The following is a 17,214-nucleotide window of genomic DNA, read 5'->3' as shown; positions in this document are numbered from 1 at the left end:
TGTTTAAGTTCGAATACAGAGTTATCAATTCAGACGCAGGGTCAGGTCCACATAGGTCTGCCAGCTCTGGGCATCATCACCAACCGTTCCCGATCCTGATTTATGGGAGACCGGCTTTGAAATACTGATGGTGGAAGAAATCTGGTCCTGCCAGTTCAGGCGCATCAGGAAACCCAGGCCCGCCAGATGAGTCCAGGGGTCGGCCACTTTCAAGTCACCCTGATTCTGCCGATAACTGTTTTCGTTGCCATAAGCACCATCCATAAACAGGGCATATTGCAGAACATCGCTGACTCGTTGCCCCTGGTAGAGATCAAAATCAAGGGGCTGGGGAACATCGAAGTACCACTCGGCACCCAGGTAAGCACCGGTGTCTGCAGAGAAATCATTAACCGTGAAGGCACGTACGCTGTTGGCACCCCCCAATGACATTTGTTCAAAGGAGGGCAGGGCTGTGTCGCCGTAGCGCAGTTTGGATTTCAGGATCAAGCGGGACTCACTGTCAGTAAACGGCAGTGGTACAAAGAACAGTGAGTTGGTATCCAGTGCCAGTTTGTAGTAATCGTCTCCCCTGTCTTTCGGGGTGTCGTTACGGAACTTGCCATACTGCATGGCCAGTCGTCCCATATTCAGGGTGCGAATACTGGTGCCGAGCATGTCCCCTTCAACAATAAACTCAGCTGAGCGAGTGTGATCACCCTCGGTAATCAGATTGTTGATCTCGGCTTTCCGGGTGACTTTCTTTTCCGCCAGCTTTAAACCAGCAGCCAGATTTTCAGCCCGGGAACGGCGAATTTTGTGCATTAACGTTGCGGAGTAAGTCGTGTTTGCACCTTCAATGCCGAGGATGTTGATACTTTCATCTGTCTCAGAAGTGATCTTGAAGTCGTTATCTTCAAAGAAAAGCTCCAGACGGGTATCAGGGCCACCGAGAGGGAAGCTGTAACCAAGCTGATATAGGTGGGTGTTTTCCGGATCAAAAGACTTAAGTGTTCCAATGGTTAGTTGGTCGCCAATACCCGTTGGGTTTAACCAGTTACCTTGAGCAAATAGTCGGTATTCGCCAGTGTATTCGGGGCCATGGTTATCGCCACGAACGGAGAGGTTCCAGGCTTTCTCATCACGCACCTGCAGGTTCAGGTTGGACTCTCCCAGCTTGTCGCCTTTCTCAAAGAAGCCAAACACATTCAAGCCGGGCAGGTCATTGAGCAGGTAAATGCTCTCTTCAATTTTGGCATTATCAACCAGCTGGCCGATCTGGTTCTGGAAGGGTTGCTGAAGGTTTTCGTCTTTGTATTTCTTGTTGCCGTCAACTGTGACCTTACCCAGGGTACCGGCAATAATATCCAGCTCAACAATGCCATTCTTGACTTCCTGGGGAGGAATGTAAGCCCGGGCTAGCAGCAGGCCACGGGTTCGATAGAATTGGGTTACCTGCTGCACGATCTCTTCAATATCGCCGTAGGTCATACCCCGAACAGCGTTCTGCCTCTTCACGATGGAAACAAATTCTGCCAAATCATTGAGGTTTAATTTGGCTGTGCTTTTCTGTGTGGCTTTTTCCTGAAGAAAGGCACCAATTTCTTCCAGTTCCAGTTGAGTAAAGCCACTACCAAGCTTCTCAGATTCACGCATATATTTCTGGCGCAAGCCTTCAACCAGCTCTTCAATGGCGTCTTTAGTGACTCCGGCTTCTGGGTATTCTGGCAGGCTCCGGAATGAGAAACTGTTGATTTCAATATGTGGGTCCTCACCGGAAAGATCTTCGTCCAGACGCAGACCTTTACCCGCTTCTTCCTCGATATCCTTTTTTCTTTGCTGGAATTCTTGTTTAATATCGGGCTGCTGAAGATCGGGGACATAATCCTCAGCAGCGTTTACAGATCCAGAAAGAGCAGCGCTCAGAAAAACAGCCGCAGCCAAAGGCTTGGCGGAGAAAAGTGCAGTTGGGTAGTTCGATACTCTGTGCACAGTTGTAAATCCTTCTACTTGTACGTGTTATAAAGTGGTTATGTTGCTATCGAATATTTCTTACCAGTCGAAAGCCGGTTACATCGTCAGGTTTTCCACTGTGTGAAGATTTTGTTGTGATCAGGCAGCGTTTCAACGGATCTTTTCGACTTCCGCCAGCAGCAAGCAGGTTGCTACCGTCGACGGTCCACTCCTGTACATTACCGACGGTATTCACCAGACCGTTATCATTGGGTTTGCCAGAGGATGCATTGATCAGTTCGGTGCCTTTCTGCAATCCACCAAACTTCAAATAGCAGTTACGGTCGGGGTCACTGCCATTGCGTGCCGGTGACGCTAACGCCAGCCATTCACTATACGAAGGCAATCGGTATGTGTAGCCAGTTTGGTTGCTGAGCCAGGTACTGTAAGCTTTGGCTTGTTCAATGCTGATGTTGCTGGCAGGCAGAGAATCTGAGCTGACCAGGCCGGAACACTGGTTAGTCGCTTTGCAATAACGGTTAAACTCCGCAACAGTTATTTCATAACGCGTAACTGCCAGTTTCTTGCTACCAGCTTTGGCAACAACAAGTGTGGGGCTGACACCGCCACCAAGCAGCTTGTCTTCACAGAAATAACGTCGCCCTTTACTTCCTGACCCTGGACGCAAGTGAGTGCAAAAATCTATAGCAACAGAGTCAATGGTGTTTGCCTTTGGGAAAGAGGAAAGTGAAGCCGCTTTCAAGCGGGATGCTGCACTGGGGTTGCGCTTGGCGACTTGTTTGATGCAAGAGGCCAGAGAGGACACAATCTTGGGTTCGGTTTGTTGGTAGTGTGTGTTACTGAGATTTTTCAGGGTTTGCAGGTTGCCTGATAATGCTTTGATATCAAGGTTTGTGCTGCAGTAGAGTGCTGACTCCACATTTTCAATCGCCACATTGATAGCTTTCTCACGGTTCTGCCGGGCAATACGTTCTTTGCGTAGTTTTTCCTGTCGCGCCAGTTCCAGCGTTTGTTGGCGCTGAGCCTCAGCCAATCGTTTAGCTTCTGCCTCGGCAGCAAGTTTTTGTTGTTCCTGCTTTCGCCGCAATTCTTCCTGAGCGCTGGCAAGAAGAGACTCTGCCTGGGAAATTTGGTCAGAGTTTTGTTGCCAGTAACTGGCACTATTCAGTAGTTCACGGGCTTTGCTTAGCTCTCCTGCCAGACGCTGCTCTGAAGAAGCATCCAGATAGAGTGACATAGCCTTTTGTTTGGCCTGAATAATACTGTCACTGTCTTCGGGCGCTAGGTTTTGATAATCAGTGATAGCTAGCTCCAGCAAAGCATCCCACTGGTCATCAAGAGGTTTTGCAAGGGTATCCTGCAGAGCTTGCAGAGCAGCTTTTTGTTTCAGTTCATGTTCTACGTTCGCACGAATATCGGTCTGCAGCTCTTCTTCTAACTCTACCCGGAGTTTGGCTTCGTCAACCTGGTTGTCCTGTAGAAAGAACAGGGATGAAACCGTTGTAGCAACAAGAACCGCAGCTGCAGCATAAAGTGGAATTCGCGACTTACCAAAAAAAGCATCTTCAAGCTCTTTAACTGTTTGGGTGCGGTCTTTGCTCTTGAAGGCAAGTGCTTTTTCCAGAGCCCGCCATTGGCGATTGGAAAGTTGCTTGATTCGTTTGGGTTTGAGTTTCTGCTCGGCGGCTTTGTCTGCCGGTGTTTTGTTAAAGGGGTGTGAGCCAGCAAATAATTCGTAAGCAACACAAGCAAGAGCGTAAACATCATCGCTGGTTGAAGGTTCTTCGCCTTTCAGCATTTCATAACTGGCGTATGCTGGGGTTAATGCGCTCAGGCTGCCAGCGTCGAAAACGGTTTTATCGCCGTCAGCTTGAATACCTGCGCCAGAAGACGACACAGCTCTGGCAATGCCAAAATCAAACACCTTGGCATGGGCATTGTTTAGAACAAAAATATTGCCGGGTTTAAAGTCGGAATGGATGATATGTTTTGAGTGGGCGTAAGCGAGAGCTTCCGAGATGTCTCTGAATACTTGGCAGGCTTTGTCGAATTCCAGTCCTACGCCTGGGGTTTTTCTGATTATTTCATCAAGGGCCGCACCTTCCATATACTCCATGGTCATGAAAACCGTTTCACCGTCACGGTCAAAGTCGTAAACCGTTACGATGTTGGGGTGCGCTAGATTTTGGGATTTTCGTGATTCACGCTGCAGGGAAACGAAAGCATCCGGATGTTGTTTAAAGTCTTCATTTAACAGTTTAATAGCAACATAGGGATCGCGATCTTTCGCTTCAATTTTACGAAGATCGACTGCTTTGTATACGGCACCCATGCCGCCGGAGCCAAGAATGGCTTTTAGCTCAAAACGATTGTTGATTAATCGTTTTAACTGGCTTCCTTTAGATTCAGGTGGTGGTTGGTTTGGACTTGCAGGTGATTGCAGATTCCCAGTGATAGGGCTTCCAGTCAATGGGGCTATTACAGTTTTGTCGGCATCCTGATAGTAGGAAGCTGACATGTCAGCGAGAACTGTTTTATCTTCAGGGATGTCGCTGGTATCAGTATTTGATACCAATCGTGTTTTGTCATTCTCGCTGGTACTCATTCCGTGTACATCGCTTGATAACTATTAGTGATTTAAGACTTTAACCCTGCGCTCGAGAATGATTATTTTTGTTGTTCGAATACGCATCTTTATTGCTAGTGTTTGCGATTGTAATATCGGTTTTATGAATGGACAAGAAATTTGACACTGTTCACGTTTTTAATTTTCAAAATGACAGTATGATGAATTAGGGAGCCATGTCTAGCCAAGTAGTCAGTGCATAGGATAGTATCCACAAGGCTGCCAGAAGTTGTGACTTTTTTGTTGTATTTAGTATGTCGCATGGTAAGTGGTAATAAGGGTTTTGCTGCAAGTCAGCCTTATAACATGAAGAGCCGAGGATGGCAGAAGAACTTATTCTTGAAGTGATTGACGGGCCTGTTGAGACAAATATGGTCGGTCATAAGAAGGTCTTTGCAAAATCTGGGGGCAGCATAGGTCGTGCTGATTCCAATAGTTGGGTTTTGCCTGATGTGGAGAGGATTGTTTCCTCTGTTCATGCTGATATTGTGTTTTCCGGTGATTCTTATTTTGTTTTCGATAAGAGTACTAATGGAACCTTTATTAATGGTAGCGATGATTCGCTAGGTTCTGGCAATAAAGCTCAACTAAACGACGGTGATATAATAAGTGTTGGTCATTATCAAATAAAATCAACCCTGAAAGTTTTTGATAATAAGCTTCCTGATGGTTTGGGAAGCGTTGATTTTCTCGATTCTTCGGATAAGACAACAATCGGTTCTCTGGCTATGCAGCCTGAGCCGAACAAGCCAGATGCTGGAGCGCAGTTTGATGACTGGCTGGAGCCTGGAAAAGAGCAGTCTGCTTCTCAAAATATTTGGGGGGCAATTGATTCTGCTCCCCCATCTGCAGCAATAGACCCTCTGGCCGCTCCCTCATCCTTCGATAGCTTGGGCGGAGGGCAAGATATTCTTGATCCGTTGGCTGCACTTTCGGGTTCTGCTCCTGAATTCCAGTCTCCCCAGGCTGATCCGTGGAGTGGCAATCAAAATACCGCTGATGACTGGTGGGCAAGTGATAGTAGTGATCATGTGCCTGCGGAACAGCAGTCTATGGTTGTTCCTCAGGCGCAGCCTGCGCAACAACCTTTCCAGCCTTCGCCATCAGCACCTCAGCCCGTGGTTAATCCACAACCTGTTGTTCAGCAATCTGTGCCTGTACAGCCAGCTGCTGCTCAACCAGAGGTGGCGCGCTCTCTGGATAGTATGTCTTTGGATGAATTGCTTGCGCCAGGGGCTGAAGTTGCACCAGCTCCACAGGCGCTGCAGCCTGCTGTTGCTCCGCCACCTGTTGCTCCACCACCTGTTGCTCCACCATCACAACCTGTTGCACCTGTACAGGGGCAGCAAGTAGCAGTTGCTGGTAGTGCAACCTTGGCGCGTGAGCTGGGAGTGGAGAATGTTGACGCCGCCAGTCTGCAAAATTTGGAATCTGAAGCCGGTGCTTTTATTCGCGAAACATCAACCCGATTAATCGATTTGTTGCGTGCTCGCAGCATTATCAAAAATGAGCTTAGGGTTGAGCGCACGATGATTCAAAGTCAGGATAACAACCCTTTAAAGTTTTCTGCATCGGCCCATGATGCATTAGGGATGATGTTTGGTGGAAACAGTAATGCGTTTCTTTCACCTTCAGAAGCTGTGCGCGACAGCTTTGATAATATTTCAGATCATCAGGTTGCTGTTTTGGCTGCCATGCGTTCAGCATTTGAATTTATGTTGTCGCAGTTTGCTCCAGAGAATTTGGAAGCACGTTTTAATTGTAATCAAAACAAAGGTTTCATGAGTAACAAGAAAGCCAAAAACTGGGAGTCTTATCAGGATTGGCTTAATGATCTCCGTAAAGATCCTGAGAAAACTTACAACCAGATGTTTGGTGAAGTATTTGCTGAGGCTTATGAGAAGAAGATTGCAGAGCTTAATGCTGTAAGAAATATTTAATAATTTCTTAAAGTTGCGAGCTAGAGCTGTTTGTTGGCGTAAGCAGTCTGTCATGAAGTTCTATCATTTTGGTCTTTTATGATTGGGTTTGAAAATATTAACGCTGGGGTAGAGAGGTTTTCAGTTGTGAATAAAAAAGTTTTTCGTTATGTATTCAGTATTTTCCTTGTGGTATTTATCACCGGCTGCAGTACAGGGCGTGAAGTATTAAATTTCGATACGCTGGCAGAGTTACAAATTAGCGCAACAAATGACATTAACCTGGATGATGATGGTAGACCATCACCACTAGTTATCCGCGTCTTTAAGTTAGCGGATGCCCGTCAATTCGAAAGAGAAGATTTTTTGGCTCTTTATGAACAGGCAGAAGACCGCCTTGGCCGTGATTTGTTAGGAACAGTCAAACTAAAAGAAATTGCCCCAGGTGAGAATCGCCTCGAAGAAATTGAATTAACGCCTGAAGTTCGTTATCTCGGTGTCATGGCAGAGTATTCCCGTTATGGCGACACCAAAACCATGTTGGTTTTACCTGTTCGGGCTCACTATGGCAACGATTTCTCCGTTATTGCTGATGAGCGCGGATTAGCCCAGAGCTCTGATTGATGACAGGTTTTGTGTTTCTGTTCAGGAAGAATGGCGTGAGAGGAATATGCCCCCTCCACTCGCGATAAAACAGGGGCTTTTCTACGGTAGATAGTGGATGTCGAACAAAAGCAAGGTTGTCTGGTCGGAGGGAATGTTTCTTCGACCTCAGCATTTCCAACAGCAGGAACGCTACCTTGAAAATTTCATTGAAGGGCGGGTCGGCGCTTGTTTCGCTTATGGTTGGGGATTAAAAAAACTGCGGCTGGATCTGGAGCTTTTACGCTTAGGGAAAATATCGGTCATTGAGGCGGAAGGAGTGTTTCCGGATGGAACACCATTCTCCATACCGGACAATGAAGAACCGCCTGCAATCATTGATGTTGCGGCGAACACCCGGGATGACATTGTGTACCTCTGTCTGCCTCTGCGTCGCCCGGGAGTGCGCGAGAGTATCCGGCAGGGTGAAGAGTTAACCCAGGCGCGGTTTGTCAGTGCCAGTGGTGATGTGCGTAATAGTGCTTCTGAGAGCAGTGAAACGGTTTCTATTGAAACAGGATCCATGGCTCTTACCTTGAAGCCGGCTTCTGAAGATCGAAACGGCTATGCCTGCCTTGGGATTACCCGGGTTCAGGAGCGTCTTCCAGATAAACCGGTCAAGCTGGATAACAACTTTATTCCTCCCTTGCTGGACTGTCAGCTGTCATCTGTAACCAGTGGTTATCTTGAAGAGCTTGCCGGATTATTACGTCAGCGGGGCAACGCTTTGGGGCACAGGTTATGTGACAGTGGTCGTGCTGGTTCAGCAGAAATTGCTGATTATCTTTTACTGCAGGTGATAAACCGCAATGAGCCACTGATTGCAGAAATGCGCCGCCAGAAACAGTTACACCCTTCTGAACTTTATAAATCCTTGATTCAACTGGCTGGCGAGCTGGCGACCTTTACCCGGAAAGAAAAACGGGCAGAAGAATTTCCTGCGTTTAGTCAGGATGACCTTGGTCATGTCTTTGCGTCTCTGTTTGCCAGCCTTCGTCAGTCTCTTAGCATGGTTCTTGAGCAAACCGCTATCTCTATGGAACTAACCCAGCGCAAGTTTGGCATCTATGTTTCTCCAATTACCGATCGTTCTCTGGTGTCTGAGGGAACTTTTGTGCTGGCCGTTAAGGCAGATATTCCCGGCGATGCACTGCGCAGTAATTTTCCATCCCAGGCCAAAGTTGCTCCTGTGGAAGTGATACGGGAGCTCATCAGTGCTTCTATGCCTGGCATTATGTTACGTCCGTTACCCGTAGCACCAAGACAGATTCCGTATCATGCCGGGTTTGCCTATTTCGAATTAGAGCGAACCGGTAAAGCTTGGGAATCCATGAAAAATTCTGGTGGTTTTGCTGTGCATCTGGGGGCTGAATTTCCTGGTTTGAATATGGAACTGTGGGCCATTCGTAATTGAGCCCTGAAGGAAGGAATCTATGAACGACAGAACCGTAATCATTCCAACCCCAGGCAGTCATCAGCCTGCACCCGCTGCTGCGCCAGATGTTCAGGCTTCGGTTGCACAAACGCCCCAGCCTCAGGTGATAGAATATCGGGTGCACAATGCACTTAACCCAGTGGTCAATGCAGCGTCTACTTTGCTGGCGCTGATCATTAAATTGCGCACCACCACGGAATACAGCCAAGCTCCACAGCTTCATCAATTGATGACCCGGGAAATTCAGAAATTTGATCAGACCCTGACCATTCAGGGGGTTCGCCCGGAGCAAGCGGCTGCAGCACGCTATCTGCTGTGTACGGTATTAGATGAAACAGTGATGAATACGCCTTGGGGTGGGCGCTCAGGCTGGAGCCAGCGGTCATTGCTCAGTACATTTCATCGCGAAACATTTGGTGGTGAGAAATGTTTCGCCATTTTGCAGCGACTTCAGGAAACCGCCAGCCTTAACCTCGACATACTTGAACTGTTCTATATCTGTTTGAGTCTTGGTTTTGAAGGGAAGTTTCGACTGGCTGCCAATGGCCATGCCCAGTTGGAAACCGTGCGGGATAACCTCTACAGAACTATTCAGTCCCACCGTGATTACACGGATAACGAACTTTCACCCCACTGGCAGGGCTCAGGTCGAAACGGCAAGGGTTTAATGCAATTTGTTCCTCTCTGGGTCTATGGCGCAGTCACTCTGGCCGTCCTTGTTGCTGCTTATGCTGGTTTTTCGGTATGGCTGTTTCAGGGTAATGAATCGGTGATCGACGTAATGCAGCAACTGATTGTCAGCAAAGATGTTCAAGGGTAATGACAGCTTTTTCATGGAGTGAAGTATGAAGCGGGTAATCGCGTTTCTGGGGAACCCCTGGGTAATTGGAATTATTGGTTTGCTGGCCCTGAGTATTGTGGTCTGGTTCGGTGCTGAATATGTACGTTTTGGTGCTGATGGCACTACGCTGAGTTATGCCACACGCGGCATTATTATTTTAGTGATGACCTTTACGTGGGTGATTTGGCGTTTGGTTATGATGCTGCGGGAGCGCAGTCAGAACAATGAATTGCTGGAAGGTATTCAGTCTGCCAGCGCTGATGCTGTTGATCCTGAAGATGATCGCACCCAGGAAGAGATGAATGCACTGTCAGATCGTTTCCGCGAAGCGATGACGGTTCTAAAGAAATCACGTTTTAATGTTTCAGGTCGCAACAAATCACTTTATCAACTGCCTTGGTATGTCATTATCGGCCCGCCAGGATCGGGTAAAACAACTGCGTTAGTGAATTCCGGCCTGGACTTCCCGCTCGCCAGTAGTCACGGCAAAGCAGCCCTTGGTGGTATTGGCGGAACCCGTCATTGTGATTGGTGGTTCACTAATGAAGCTGTATTGATTGACACCTCTGGCCGCTATACCACTCAGGACAGCCATCGGGTTGTTGATAATGCTGCCTGGGCAGGTTTTCTTGATCTATTAAAAAAACACCGCCGTCGACGCCCCATTAATGGGGCGATGGTCGCCATCAGTCTGCAGGATTTAATGCTGCAGACGGAAGAACAGAGGCATCAGCATGCCAAAGTCATTCGTGCGCGACTGGATGAGCTCCGTGAAAGACTGGGTATAGAATTCCCGGTTTATCTGATGTTTACCAAGACCGATTTGATTGCCGGCTTTAGTGAATTCTTTGCCAGCCTTTCCCAGGCCGAGCGCGAGCAGGTATGGGGCGTGACCTTTGAACTTCCTGCCAATGGGATGAATAAAGAAAGGCGGGGGCGTGTTGACCTGAATCGTTTCGATGATGAATACAAGGCTCTCATCGAGCGTTTAAATAATCGCGTGCTGCGCTTGGTTCATCAGGAGCGCGATGTTGAGCGTCGTTCACTTCTGCAGGGTTTCCCATCCCGCATGAGTAGTCTGCAGGATATTGTTTCTGATTTCTTGACGCAGGCCTTCAGTGATAATCAATATCATGCCAGTCCACTGCTTCGTGGGATTTACCTGACCAGCGGCACCCAGGAAGGAACGCCAATCGATCGTATGATGGCCTCGGTATCTGCCAGCTTTGGTTTGCCAAGGGAGCTTGGTAAACAGCAGATGAACAGTGGTAAGAGCTTCTTTATCAGCCGCCTGCTGAAAGATGTGATTTTCCCGGAATCTGAACTGGTTGGCGTCAATCGTCGTTTTGAATCTACTATACTCTGGGCCCGCCGGGCCACTCTTGCAAGCCTGTTTCTGGTCGCTGCCGGAACGCTTACTGTCTGGGGTGCCAGTGTCGGTAAAAACAAGCAGTTGATTGGTGAGGTAAGCGATAACCTCAATCGCTTTAAAGAAGACTCAACCTATCTCAGTGGCAAAAGTTCCCCGGAAGATGCGCTACCAGCGTTGAATTCTTTGAAAGCAGCCAGCACTGTTTATGCTCAAGAAGAGCACCCTTGGCTGACATCACTTGGTCTTTATGACAGCGCTGTCGATAAGTCGGCAAATACCTTATACGACGACAAACTTGTTTCAGTCTTCCTGCCCACACTTCAGCGAACAGTTGAAGAGCAATTGCGTTTTGGCGGGAGGAGTGATGGCAAGGTGATTGAGCTTCTTCGTGTTTATCTGATGATTGTTAACCCTGAACGCCGTGATGCTTCGGCTATCAGTCAGTGGGCGAAACTCCATTGGCAGGATGAATTGACCGGTCAGGCATCCAAACAGCAGCAATTAAATAATCATCTGGAGCGTTTGTTAACGCTGGAATTTGGTGAACAAGTTGCAGATGAACGCCTGATAGCTCGCGCACGCCAGCAGATTCGCAGTATTCCCGTGCCGCTGCGTCTTTATGGTCAGTTAAAGAATGACCCGGAACTGCGTGGTGATGTTGACACTTACGGCGTGATTGGTGGTGATACGGAAAAGGTGTTTGGTATCAGTTCCGATAACGCCACGTTTGTCACACCTGCATTGTTTACCCGTACGGCTTATGAACAGGCTGACTACAGTTCTGACTCTCCACTGTTAACCGATCTTGAGAAAGACCGCTGGCTGTATGGGCAGACGGAAGGTGAAGATTTCAGTGAAGCTGATCGTCAGAAGATTGCTGACCAGATTCGAAAAATTTATCTGACAGAGTATGGGCAATATTGGAAAGGGTTTATAGGCCGCTTTCATATCAAACCTTTTAAGAGTCTGACTGATGCAACAGCCAGTCTGAAGGTAATGGCCGACCCAGTGTACTCACCCTTGCAGGGTGTTCTGGAAGCGATAGCTGAAAATACAGAACTTACCCCTGATCTGGCCGTGCCGGAAGCTGGCAGCGCTATTCCCGGAGCAGAAGCGGCAGGAAAGCTGCTCGCCAAAACCCGTAAGCCCACAATTGTTGATCTGGAATTTCAGGATATTCAAGGCTTGCTGAAAACCCGTAATGTTCAATCGCCACAACTACAGGATACGTTGGCTGTTGTACGCGAGCTGCATGACTTCCTTGGCGAAGTGGCTCACGCTCCTGATCCAAGTGAACAGGCCTTTAAGGTTGCCAGAGCTCGATTCCAGGGCGGTGGTAATGATGTGATTAAGCGTGTGCGTATCAAAGCAGCCCAATCTCCAGAGCCAGTGAAAACCTGGCTCAACGAAATGGCTGATTACAGCTGGAATCTGCTGCTGAGTGAAACCCGTCGTTATGTCAATAACAGTTGGAATGAGCAGGTTTATTCGGTTTACAAACGCAGTCTCTCCGGTCGTTATCCTCTGTCGGATAATGCCGACAGTGAAGCTCCTCTGCAGGACTTCAACCGGTTCTTCCAGCCAGGTGGTGTAGAATCCCAGTTCTTTGATGATTATTTGAAGCCTTTTGTCAGTACCCGTACCTGGCGAACCAAGACGCTGGATGGTCGTGGACTGGCAGTTTCCGGAAGCAGTTTGAAACAGTTAAAGCGTGCTACCCAGATTCGCCAATCATTCTTTAAAGGTGGCAGTGATCTGCAGGTTGGCTTCCAGTTGCAGCCCTCAAAGTTGGACTCTGATATCCGTCTGTTCTCGCTGGAACTTGGCGACCAGCGTTTGAACTATTCCCATGGCCCCAAAGTGATGAAGAAATTCAACTGGGATTCTGCAGATAGTTCACGAGCTCGTGTTGTTTTTGAAGATTTGAATGAAACGGTCAATCGCAAGCAATTTGAAGGAGACTGGGCATGGTTCCGTTTGTTGGACGCTTCCAAATTGAGTGCGACTGGTGATCCGCGTGAGTATCAGGTCACTTTTCATGAAAGGGGCAGAGAAGCGCGCTTCCGTTTAATAGCGAACAGCAGCGTAAATCCTTTCAAACAGTCTTTGTTAAGACAGTACAAGCTGTCATCGAAGCTGTAGGAGAAGAGGAATGATGGTCTCTCAACCCATGCCTGTTGCAGCAGCTACGAAAAGAGTCAGTGGCTTTTACGGCAAGTTGCCAGCCCATGGTGACTTTATTGATCGTGGTCTTCCGGTGTCGTTTATTAATGGCTGGGATCAATGGTTGCAGCAGTCAGTGTCAGCCAGTCGCGAACAATGCGGAGAGGCTTGGTTGAATATGTATCTGACCAGCCCTATCTGGCGTTTTGTTTTAACGGAAGGGACTATTGATAGCAAAGCCTGGGCAGGGATATTGGTCCCCAGCGTTGACCGGGTAGGGCGATATTTTCCGATCACCATTGCCATTCCATTAATTAATGGCGAGCAACCAGCCAGTTTTCTGGCAAACAACGATGATCTCTTTGTCCACTGGGAACAGGTGGCCCTGCAAGCGTTACAGGAAAGCCTGACAGCAGATGATGTTGCTGAACGTATAGGCAAAGCCAGTGAGGCGATACAGCCTGTTGTACGATCTGGTTTTACCCGTAATTCACTGATTCATGGTGTTGCGCAACCTGCAGATCAGGGCAATGCCTGGGCTCGAATGGTAGATGCAGGTTTCAGCCTGCAAAGCGAGAGTTTCAGTCTTTGGAGTTGTGCTGGGTCGGCCAGTATGCCGCCTATGCTGCTGTTTAAAAAAGGTTTGCCTGAACCACGCAGTTTTACCGCCATGCTTAATGGCCAGTGGCAGGCTAGTGAGTGGGACAGCCCATTCTGACTGATGCCAACAGATAACGAATAAGAATCAAAAAGAACAAGGGACTGACGTCGATATGCCATCACCAAATATTATAGATGTCGAAAAGATACTCACGCCTATTTCTGAAGATACGCCCCAGGGCAGTGATATTCGGGAAGATCGCTCGCCGACATCCGACTACTACACCATCAAAGATGCCCGTAATACGGCTCGCGCCACAGAGCGTACCGGACTGTTCGATGCTGATATTCGCGCAGAAGCTCTGGCCCAGTGGAAACCTGTGCTGGAGAAGGGCGAGGAGATTCTGGGGAACACCAGCAAGGATTTGGAAATTGCCGGTTGGATGATCGAAGCCGCTGTTCGTCTTCATGGCTTTGCCGGATTAAGGGATGGTTTGGCGATTTTGCGCGGACTTGTGGACAACTTCTGGGATGGCCTCTATCCCGAACCGGATGAGGATGGACTGGAAACAAAGGTCGCTCCTATTACCGGTCTGAATGGTGATGGCGCAGAAGGAACTTTGTTGGCTCCTATCCGTAATTGCCCAGTTACTGCGGAAGGTAACAAGGGTGAGTTCAGTTTTTTTGAATACCAGCAGGTATACGATGCCAGCAAAATTCCCGAAGATGAAAAGCGTGCTGAGCGTTACGAAACGTTGGGTAACTCTCTGGACGATGTGCAACAGACGATTACCACCACCGGGGATCAATTCTATCTCGACCTGATTGAAGATCTGGAGATCTGTAACAGCGAATACAAAGCGCTGAATGATGCGCTGTATGAGCACTGTTCCCATGATGCACCGCCAAGTAGCCAGATCACAGCACTGTTGGATGAAGTGCTGCGTTCTGTGCGTTTTCTGTGTCAGGAGATTATTGAAAGGGCTGCCGCTCAGAGTGCTCCGGAAGAAGTCGCAGAGCAGGAGTTTGAAGGTGATGCAGAAGACGCAGGGTTTAGCGGTGAACAAACAGTTACCAGAGCGGTCATTCAGGGCGGGGCAGGGATGATGGCCGGGCCTATTGTGGACAGGGAGCAGGCGCTGAAGCAGTTAGAAGAAGTCAGCAAGTATTTCCGCACTTATGAACCCCATACCCCGATAGCAGACGGCATTGATCGTTTAGTGCGCTGGGGGCGTATGACAGTCGCAGAGCTGATGATGGAGTTGATGCCTGAAGAAACAGCACGGGGCATTTTCAGTCAACTGACGGGTGTCGCTATGGATGGCAGTTCTACTGCTCAATATGTACCACCACCCACACCTGTTGCAGCGCCTGCCAGTGCTGCGGCAGAAGAGAGTGAAGAACCGGCCGCCGATGACGGCTGGGGACAATCATCCGAGCCAGCCACGGAAGATGTGGGCTGGTAACGATGGACTGTGATTTGTTATCGGCAGTGGATTAACAACAGGGAACAGTGAAGTGATTACAGCTATTCATACCGGTCTGCCGGTGATCGCAGGCCAGGGACAAGGCGTAAAGATTTACTGCAGCAAGCAGGCTTACCCGGTGTACCAGCAGTTGGTGGCCAAAGCTGGCAATGCTAATTATTGGGCTGGGCTGATTGTACGCAGTATTCAGGGGCTGCAAAGTGGCGCAGTAAACAGCAAAGATGTGTTTGTGCACACCGGTGCCATGCATAAAGGGTTGCAGGATTTTCAAGTGATTATGCCGGGCTGCACAGTTTTGGCTCAGAAGAAGAATGATGGCAGTTATGTGATCAGCGGGATTGATGCGACGGGGGATTATGATAAACAGCAGGAAGTCGGTGAAAGGCCCGGTTTACATCGTGTCAAAGCTAAGAGAGAGATGTGGGAGACCAAGTTCAAAGAGAGTAGAACTGTTGAAGGTTGCGGGAGCGTAAATGTGGTTGGGGTTGCAGATAGGGGCTATGGGAAAGCTTCTGATGCTGCAAACAGGATTGCACCTCGTATTAAACAGTCCGGTATTGAACAAACTGTCAGTTCTTCAGGTTTTGATCTGTTTTTTACCCCTGGTAACGGAAAGCTTGGTGGTTTGATCAATTATCAGCAGGCAGTTAAGGCTGAGACAGATGCTGATCTGCATGAAGCGGCAGTGATATTGTCTGAGACAATGAAGCAGGCTAAGTCTCTTAAGAATGTTGTCTGGTTTTCGGATATGGGGGGCAGTGCGATATTAACGCAGGCAATGAAAATACTGGCGACCCACCAGCACAAGCTTGAAGGCCATAAGGTACATTTCCATCGGGCCAGAAGCCGGAAAGATAGAGCTTACGCCCTGAGTCAGCAACTGGGCATGACGCTGGCTGAAGGGATGGGAAAATCTAACCTTCTCAACGTAAATGAGCTTATTGGTGGTACCAGTTTGTCTGTGCCTTTTCAGCGCTTTAAACATGAAAGCGATTATACCTTGCTGAAAGGAGCGTCTGATGTGGTGAAGGGTATCAAGGATGCGAAATCTGCCTGGGGAACGGTTTCTGCGTTGGGTGCTGCAGCCGCTTTTTCCGGTAGCTTTCCCGCAGCGGCTACGGTGATTGGTGTTATAGGCAGTGCTTTGACTATTGCGTCTGCCAATGCGCCTGATGCCACTGACCGCTTAATGTCGAAGTTCTAGGGAGCAAGACATGTTTTATATTCCCTATGAGTTACGTGAAACCAAAGGCAAAGTGGTACCTAAGGGGCCTTCGTTTTCCCGTGCGGGTAAGGTCGAACTCAATTTGGCTGGCACGAAGATACGTATCAGAATGCCACCCCATCGACCGGATCCTCGTGCAAGGGAAGGCTATCCCAGCAGATATCAGAAAGGTTATCTGGATTTAGCAGGAGCTGATTTCAATCTGCCCGAAAGTATTTCAACCCTATGGCGTTGTGGTGTGCCTCTAAAGCGTAGCTGGCGTTTTTGTGGGCCTTGGTTTACTGGCGTCAAGGGGCAAATTCACTTCACACTGGCTGTTTTACAGCGTGATTTGGAGCACGGAGAAACCTTATTTAATCCGAGAGTTTTTGAAAGCGAGCTGGATGCGTTTCTTACGAGAGATTATTCAGATGAAAAATCCTATGGTGCTTGTGATTGGCAGTCGCCGGCGAACTGGAAGGTGGTTATTCGTAGCCCTGTTACTGCTGTTGCTTACGATTCTCTGAATATTTTAGGTGCCGCTAATGTAGTCAAAGCACTGTCTTTTCCAATCGCAGATAACTGTTTGGTTCAACTTGATTTTCGTATCGACCAGCTCACATGGACTGGCGGTAATCTGGCTAAAGTGGATAAACAAGTAGACCGCCAACCCATGGAGCAGCTGGTCACAGATATCTGTAACAGCCTGGAAATTGAACTCTCAGAAACCGCACAGCAACAACTTGCAGAGGCACAACGACGCTTTCCCAATGAGAAAATCAGCGAACACCGGGAGCCTCTCAACTGGATGACACCAGAAGATGAAGAGCTGTATGCCCGTTATTTGAAGAACCCGGAGCTGTTTTAGGCCGGTCGGTGATTTAAGTAGCCGGTTATTTGAATAACAAAGGCGTTAGAAAACTCAAACAGCCATAAGGTTTGTGAGAGTGAATAAAAGATAAAAGGTCACAA

11 protein-coding genes are annotated in these 17,214 nt (G+C 48.4%); 9 read left to right on the top strand and 2 right to left on the bottom strand.

All coding sequences use genetic code 11. The annotated features are described in order from the left end of the window. Window positions 1-24 precede the first annotated feature (24 nt). Together QMA35_RS13710 and QMA35_RS13705 are read right to left on the bottom strand one after the other, a co-directional pair. Complete coding sequence (locus QMA35_RS13710; protein ID WP_281647720.1) at window positions 25-1,971, bottom strand: ShlB/FhaC/HecB family hemolysin secretion/activation protein; 1,947 nt, start codon at window positions 1,969-1,971, stop codon at window positions 25-27. Between the two features lie 46 nt (window positions 1,972-2,017). After that, the gene (locus QMA35_RS13705; protein WP_281647719.1) at window positions 2,018-4,558 is read right to left on the bottom strand and encodes a protein kinase; all 2,541 of its coding nucleotides are present in this window, start codon (window positions 4,556-4,558) and stop codon (window positions 2,018-2,020) included. A 341-nt stretch (window positions 4,559-4,899) separates the two neighbouring features. Here QMA35_RS13705 and tagH point away from each other — a divergent pair, with 341 nt between their 5' ends. The 9 genes from tagH (at window position 4,900) to QMA35_RS13660 (ending at window position 17,110) form a co-directional block, all read left to right on the top strand. Further along, complete coding sequence (tagH, locus tag QMA35_RS13700) at window positions 4,900-6,519, top strand: type VI secretion system-associated FHA domain protein TagH (protein WP_281647718.1); 1,620 nt, start codon at window positions 4,900-4,902, stop codon at window positions 6,517-6,519. Between the two features lie 126 nt (window positions 6,520-6,645). Beyond that, window positions 6,646-7,122 (top strand): type VI secretion system lipoprotein TssJ, encoded by a 477-nt coding sequence (gene tssJ / locus QMA35_RS13695; RefSeq protein WP_281647717.1) that lies wholly within the window; start codon window positions 6,646-6,648, stop codon window positions 7,120-7,122. Window positions 7,123-7,219: 97 nt separating this feature from the next. Further along, window positions 7,220-8,554, top strand: coding sequence for a type VI secretion system baseplate subunit TssK (tssK, locus tag QMA35_RS13690; RefSeq protein WP_281647716.1), 1,335 nt, complete (start codon window positions 7,220-7,222; stop codon window positions 8,552-8,554). Between the two features lie 19 nt (window positions 8,555-8,573). Beyond that, a complete protein-coding gene (gene icmH / locus QMA35_RS13685; protein ID WP_281647715.1) occupies window positions 8,574-9,395 on the top strand; it encodes a type IVB secretion system protein IcmH/DotU in 822 nt (273 codons plus the stop codon). A gap of 25 nt (window positions 9,396-9,420) precedes the next feature. Then, the gene (gene tssM, locus QMA35_RS13680) at window positions 9,421-12,930 is read left to right on the top strand and encodes a type VI secretion system membrane subunit TssM (RefSeq protein ID WP_281647714.1); all 3,510 of its coding nucleotides are present in this window, start codon (window positions 9,421-9,423) and stop codon (window positions 12,928-12,930) included. A 10-nt stretch (window positions 12,931-12,940) separates the two neighbouring features. Further along, entirely contained in the window at window positions 12,941-13,669 is a 729-nt protein-coding gene (gene tagF / locus QMA35_RS13675) for a type VI secretion system-associated protein TagF (RefSeq protein WP_281647713.1), read from the top strand. A 55-nt stretch (window positions 13,670-13,724) separates the two neighbouring features. Further along, entirely contained in the window at window positions 13,725-15,017 is a 1,293-nt protein-coding gene (tssA, locus tag QMA35_RS13670; RefSeq protein ID WP_281647712.1) for a type VI secretion system protein TssA, read from the top strand. A 52-nt stretch (window positions 15,018-15,069) separates the two neighbouring features. Beyond that, complete coding sequence (locus QMA35_RS13665) at window positions 15,070-16,242, top strand: hypothetical protein (protein WP_281647711.1); 1,173 nt, start codon at window positions 15,070-15,072, stop codon at window positions 16,240-16,242. Between the two features lie 10 nt (window positions 16,243-16,252). After that, a complete protein-coding gene (locus tag QMA35_RS13660) occupies window positions 16,253-17,110 on the top strand; it encodes a hypothetical protein (protein WP_281647710.1) in 858 nt (285 codons plus the stop codon). Window positions 17,111-17,214: the final 104 nt, after the last annotated feature.

This window comes from Parendozoicomonas sp. Alg238-R29 (assembly GCF_947331445.1).
Classification (GTDB): domain Bacteria; phylum Pseudomonadota; class Gammaproteobacteria; order Pseudomonadales; family Endozoicomonadaceae; genus Sansalvadorimonas.
This window is presented reverse-complemented; position numbering and strand designations above follow the sequence as displayed.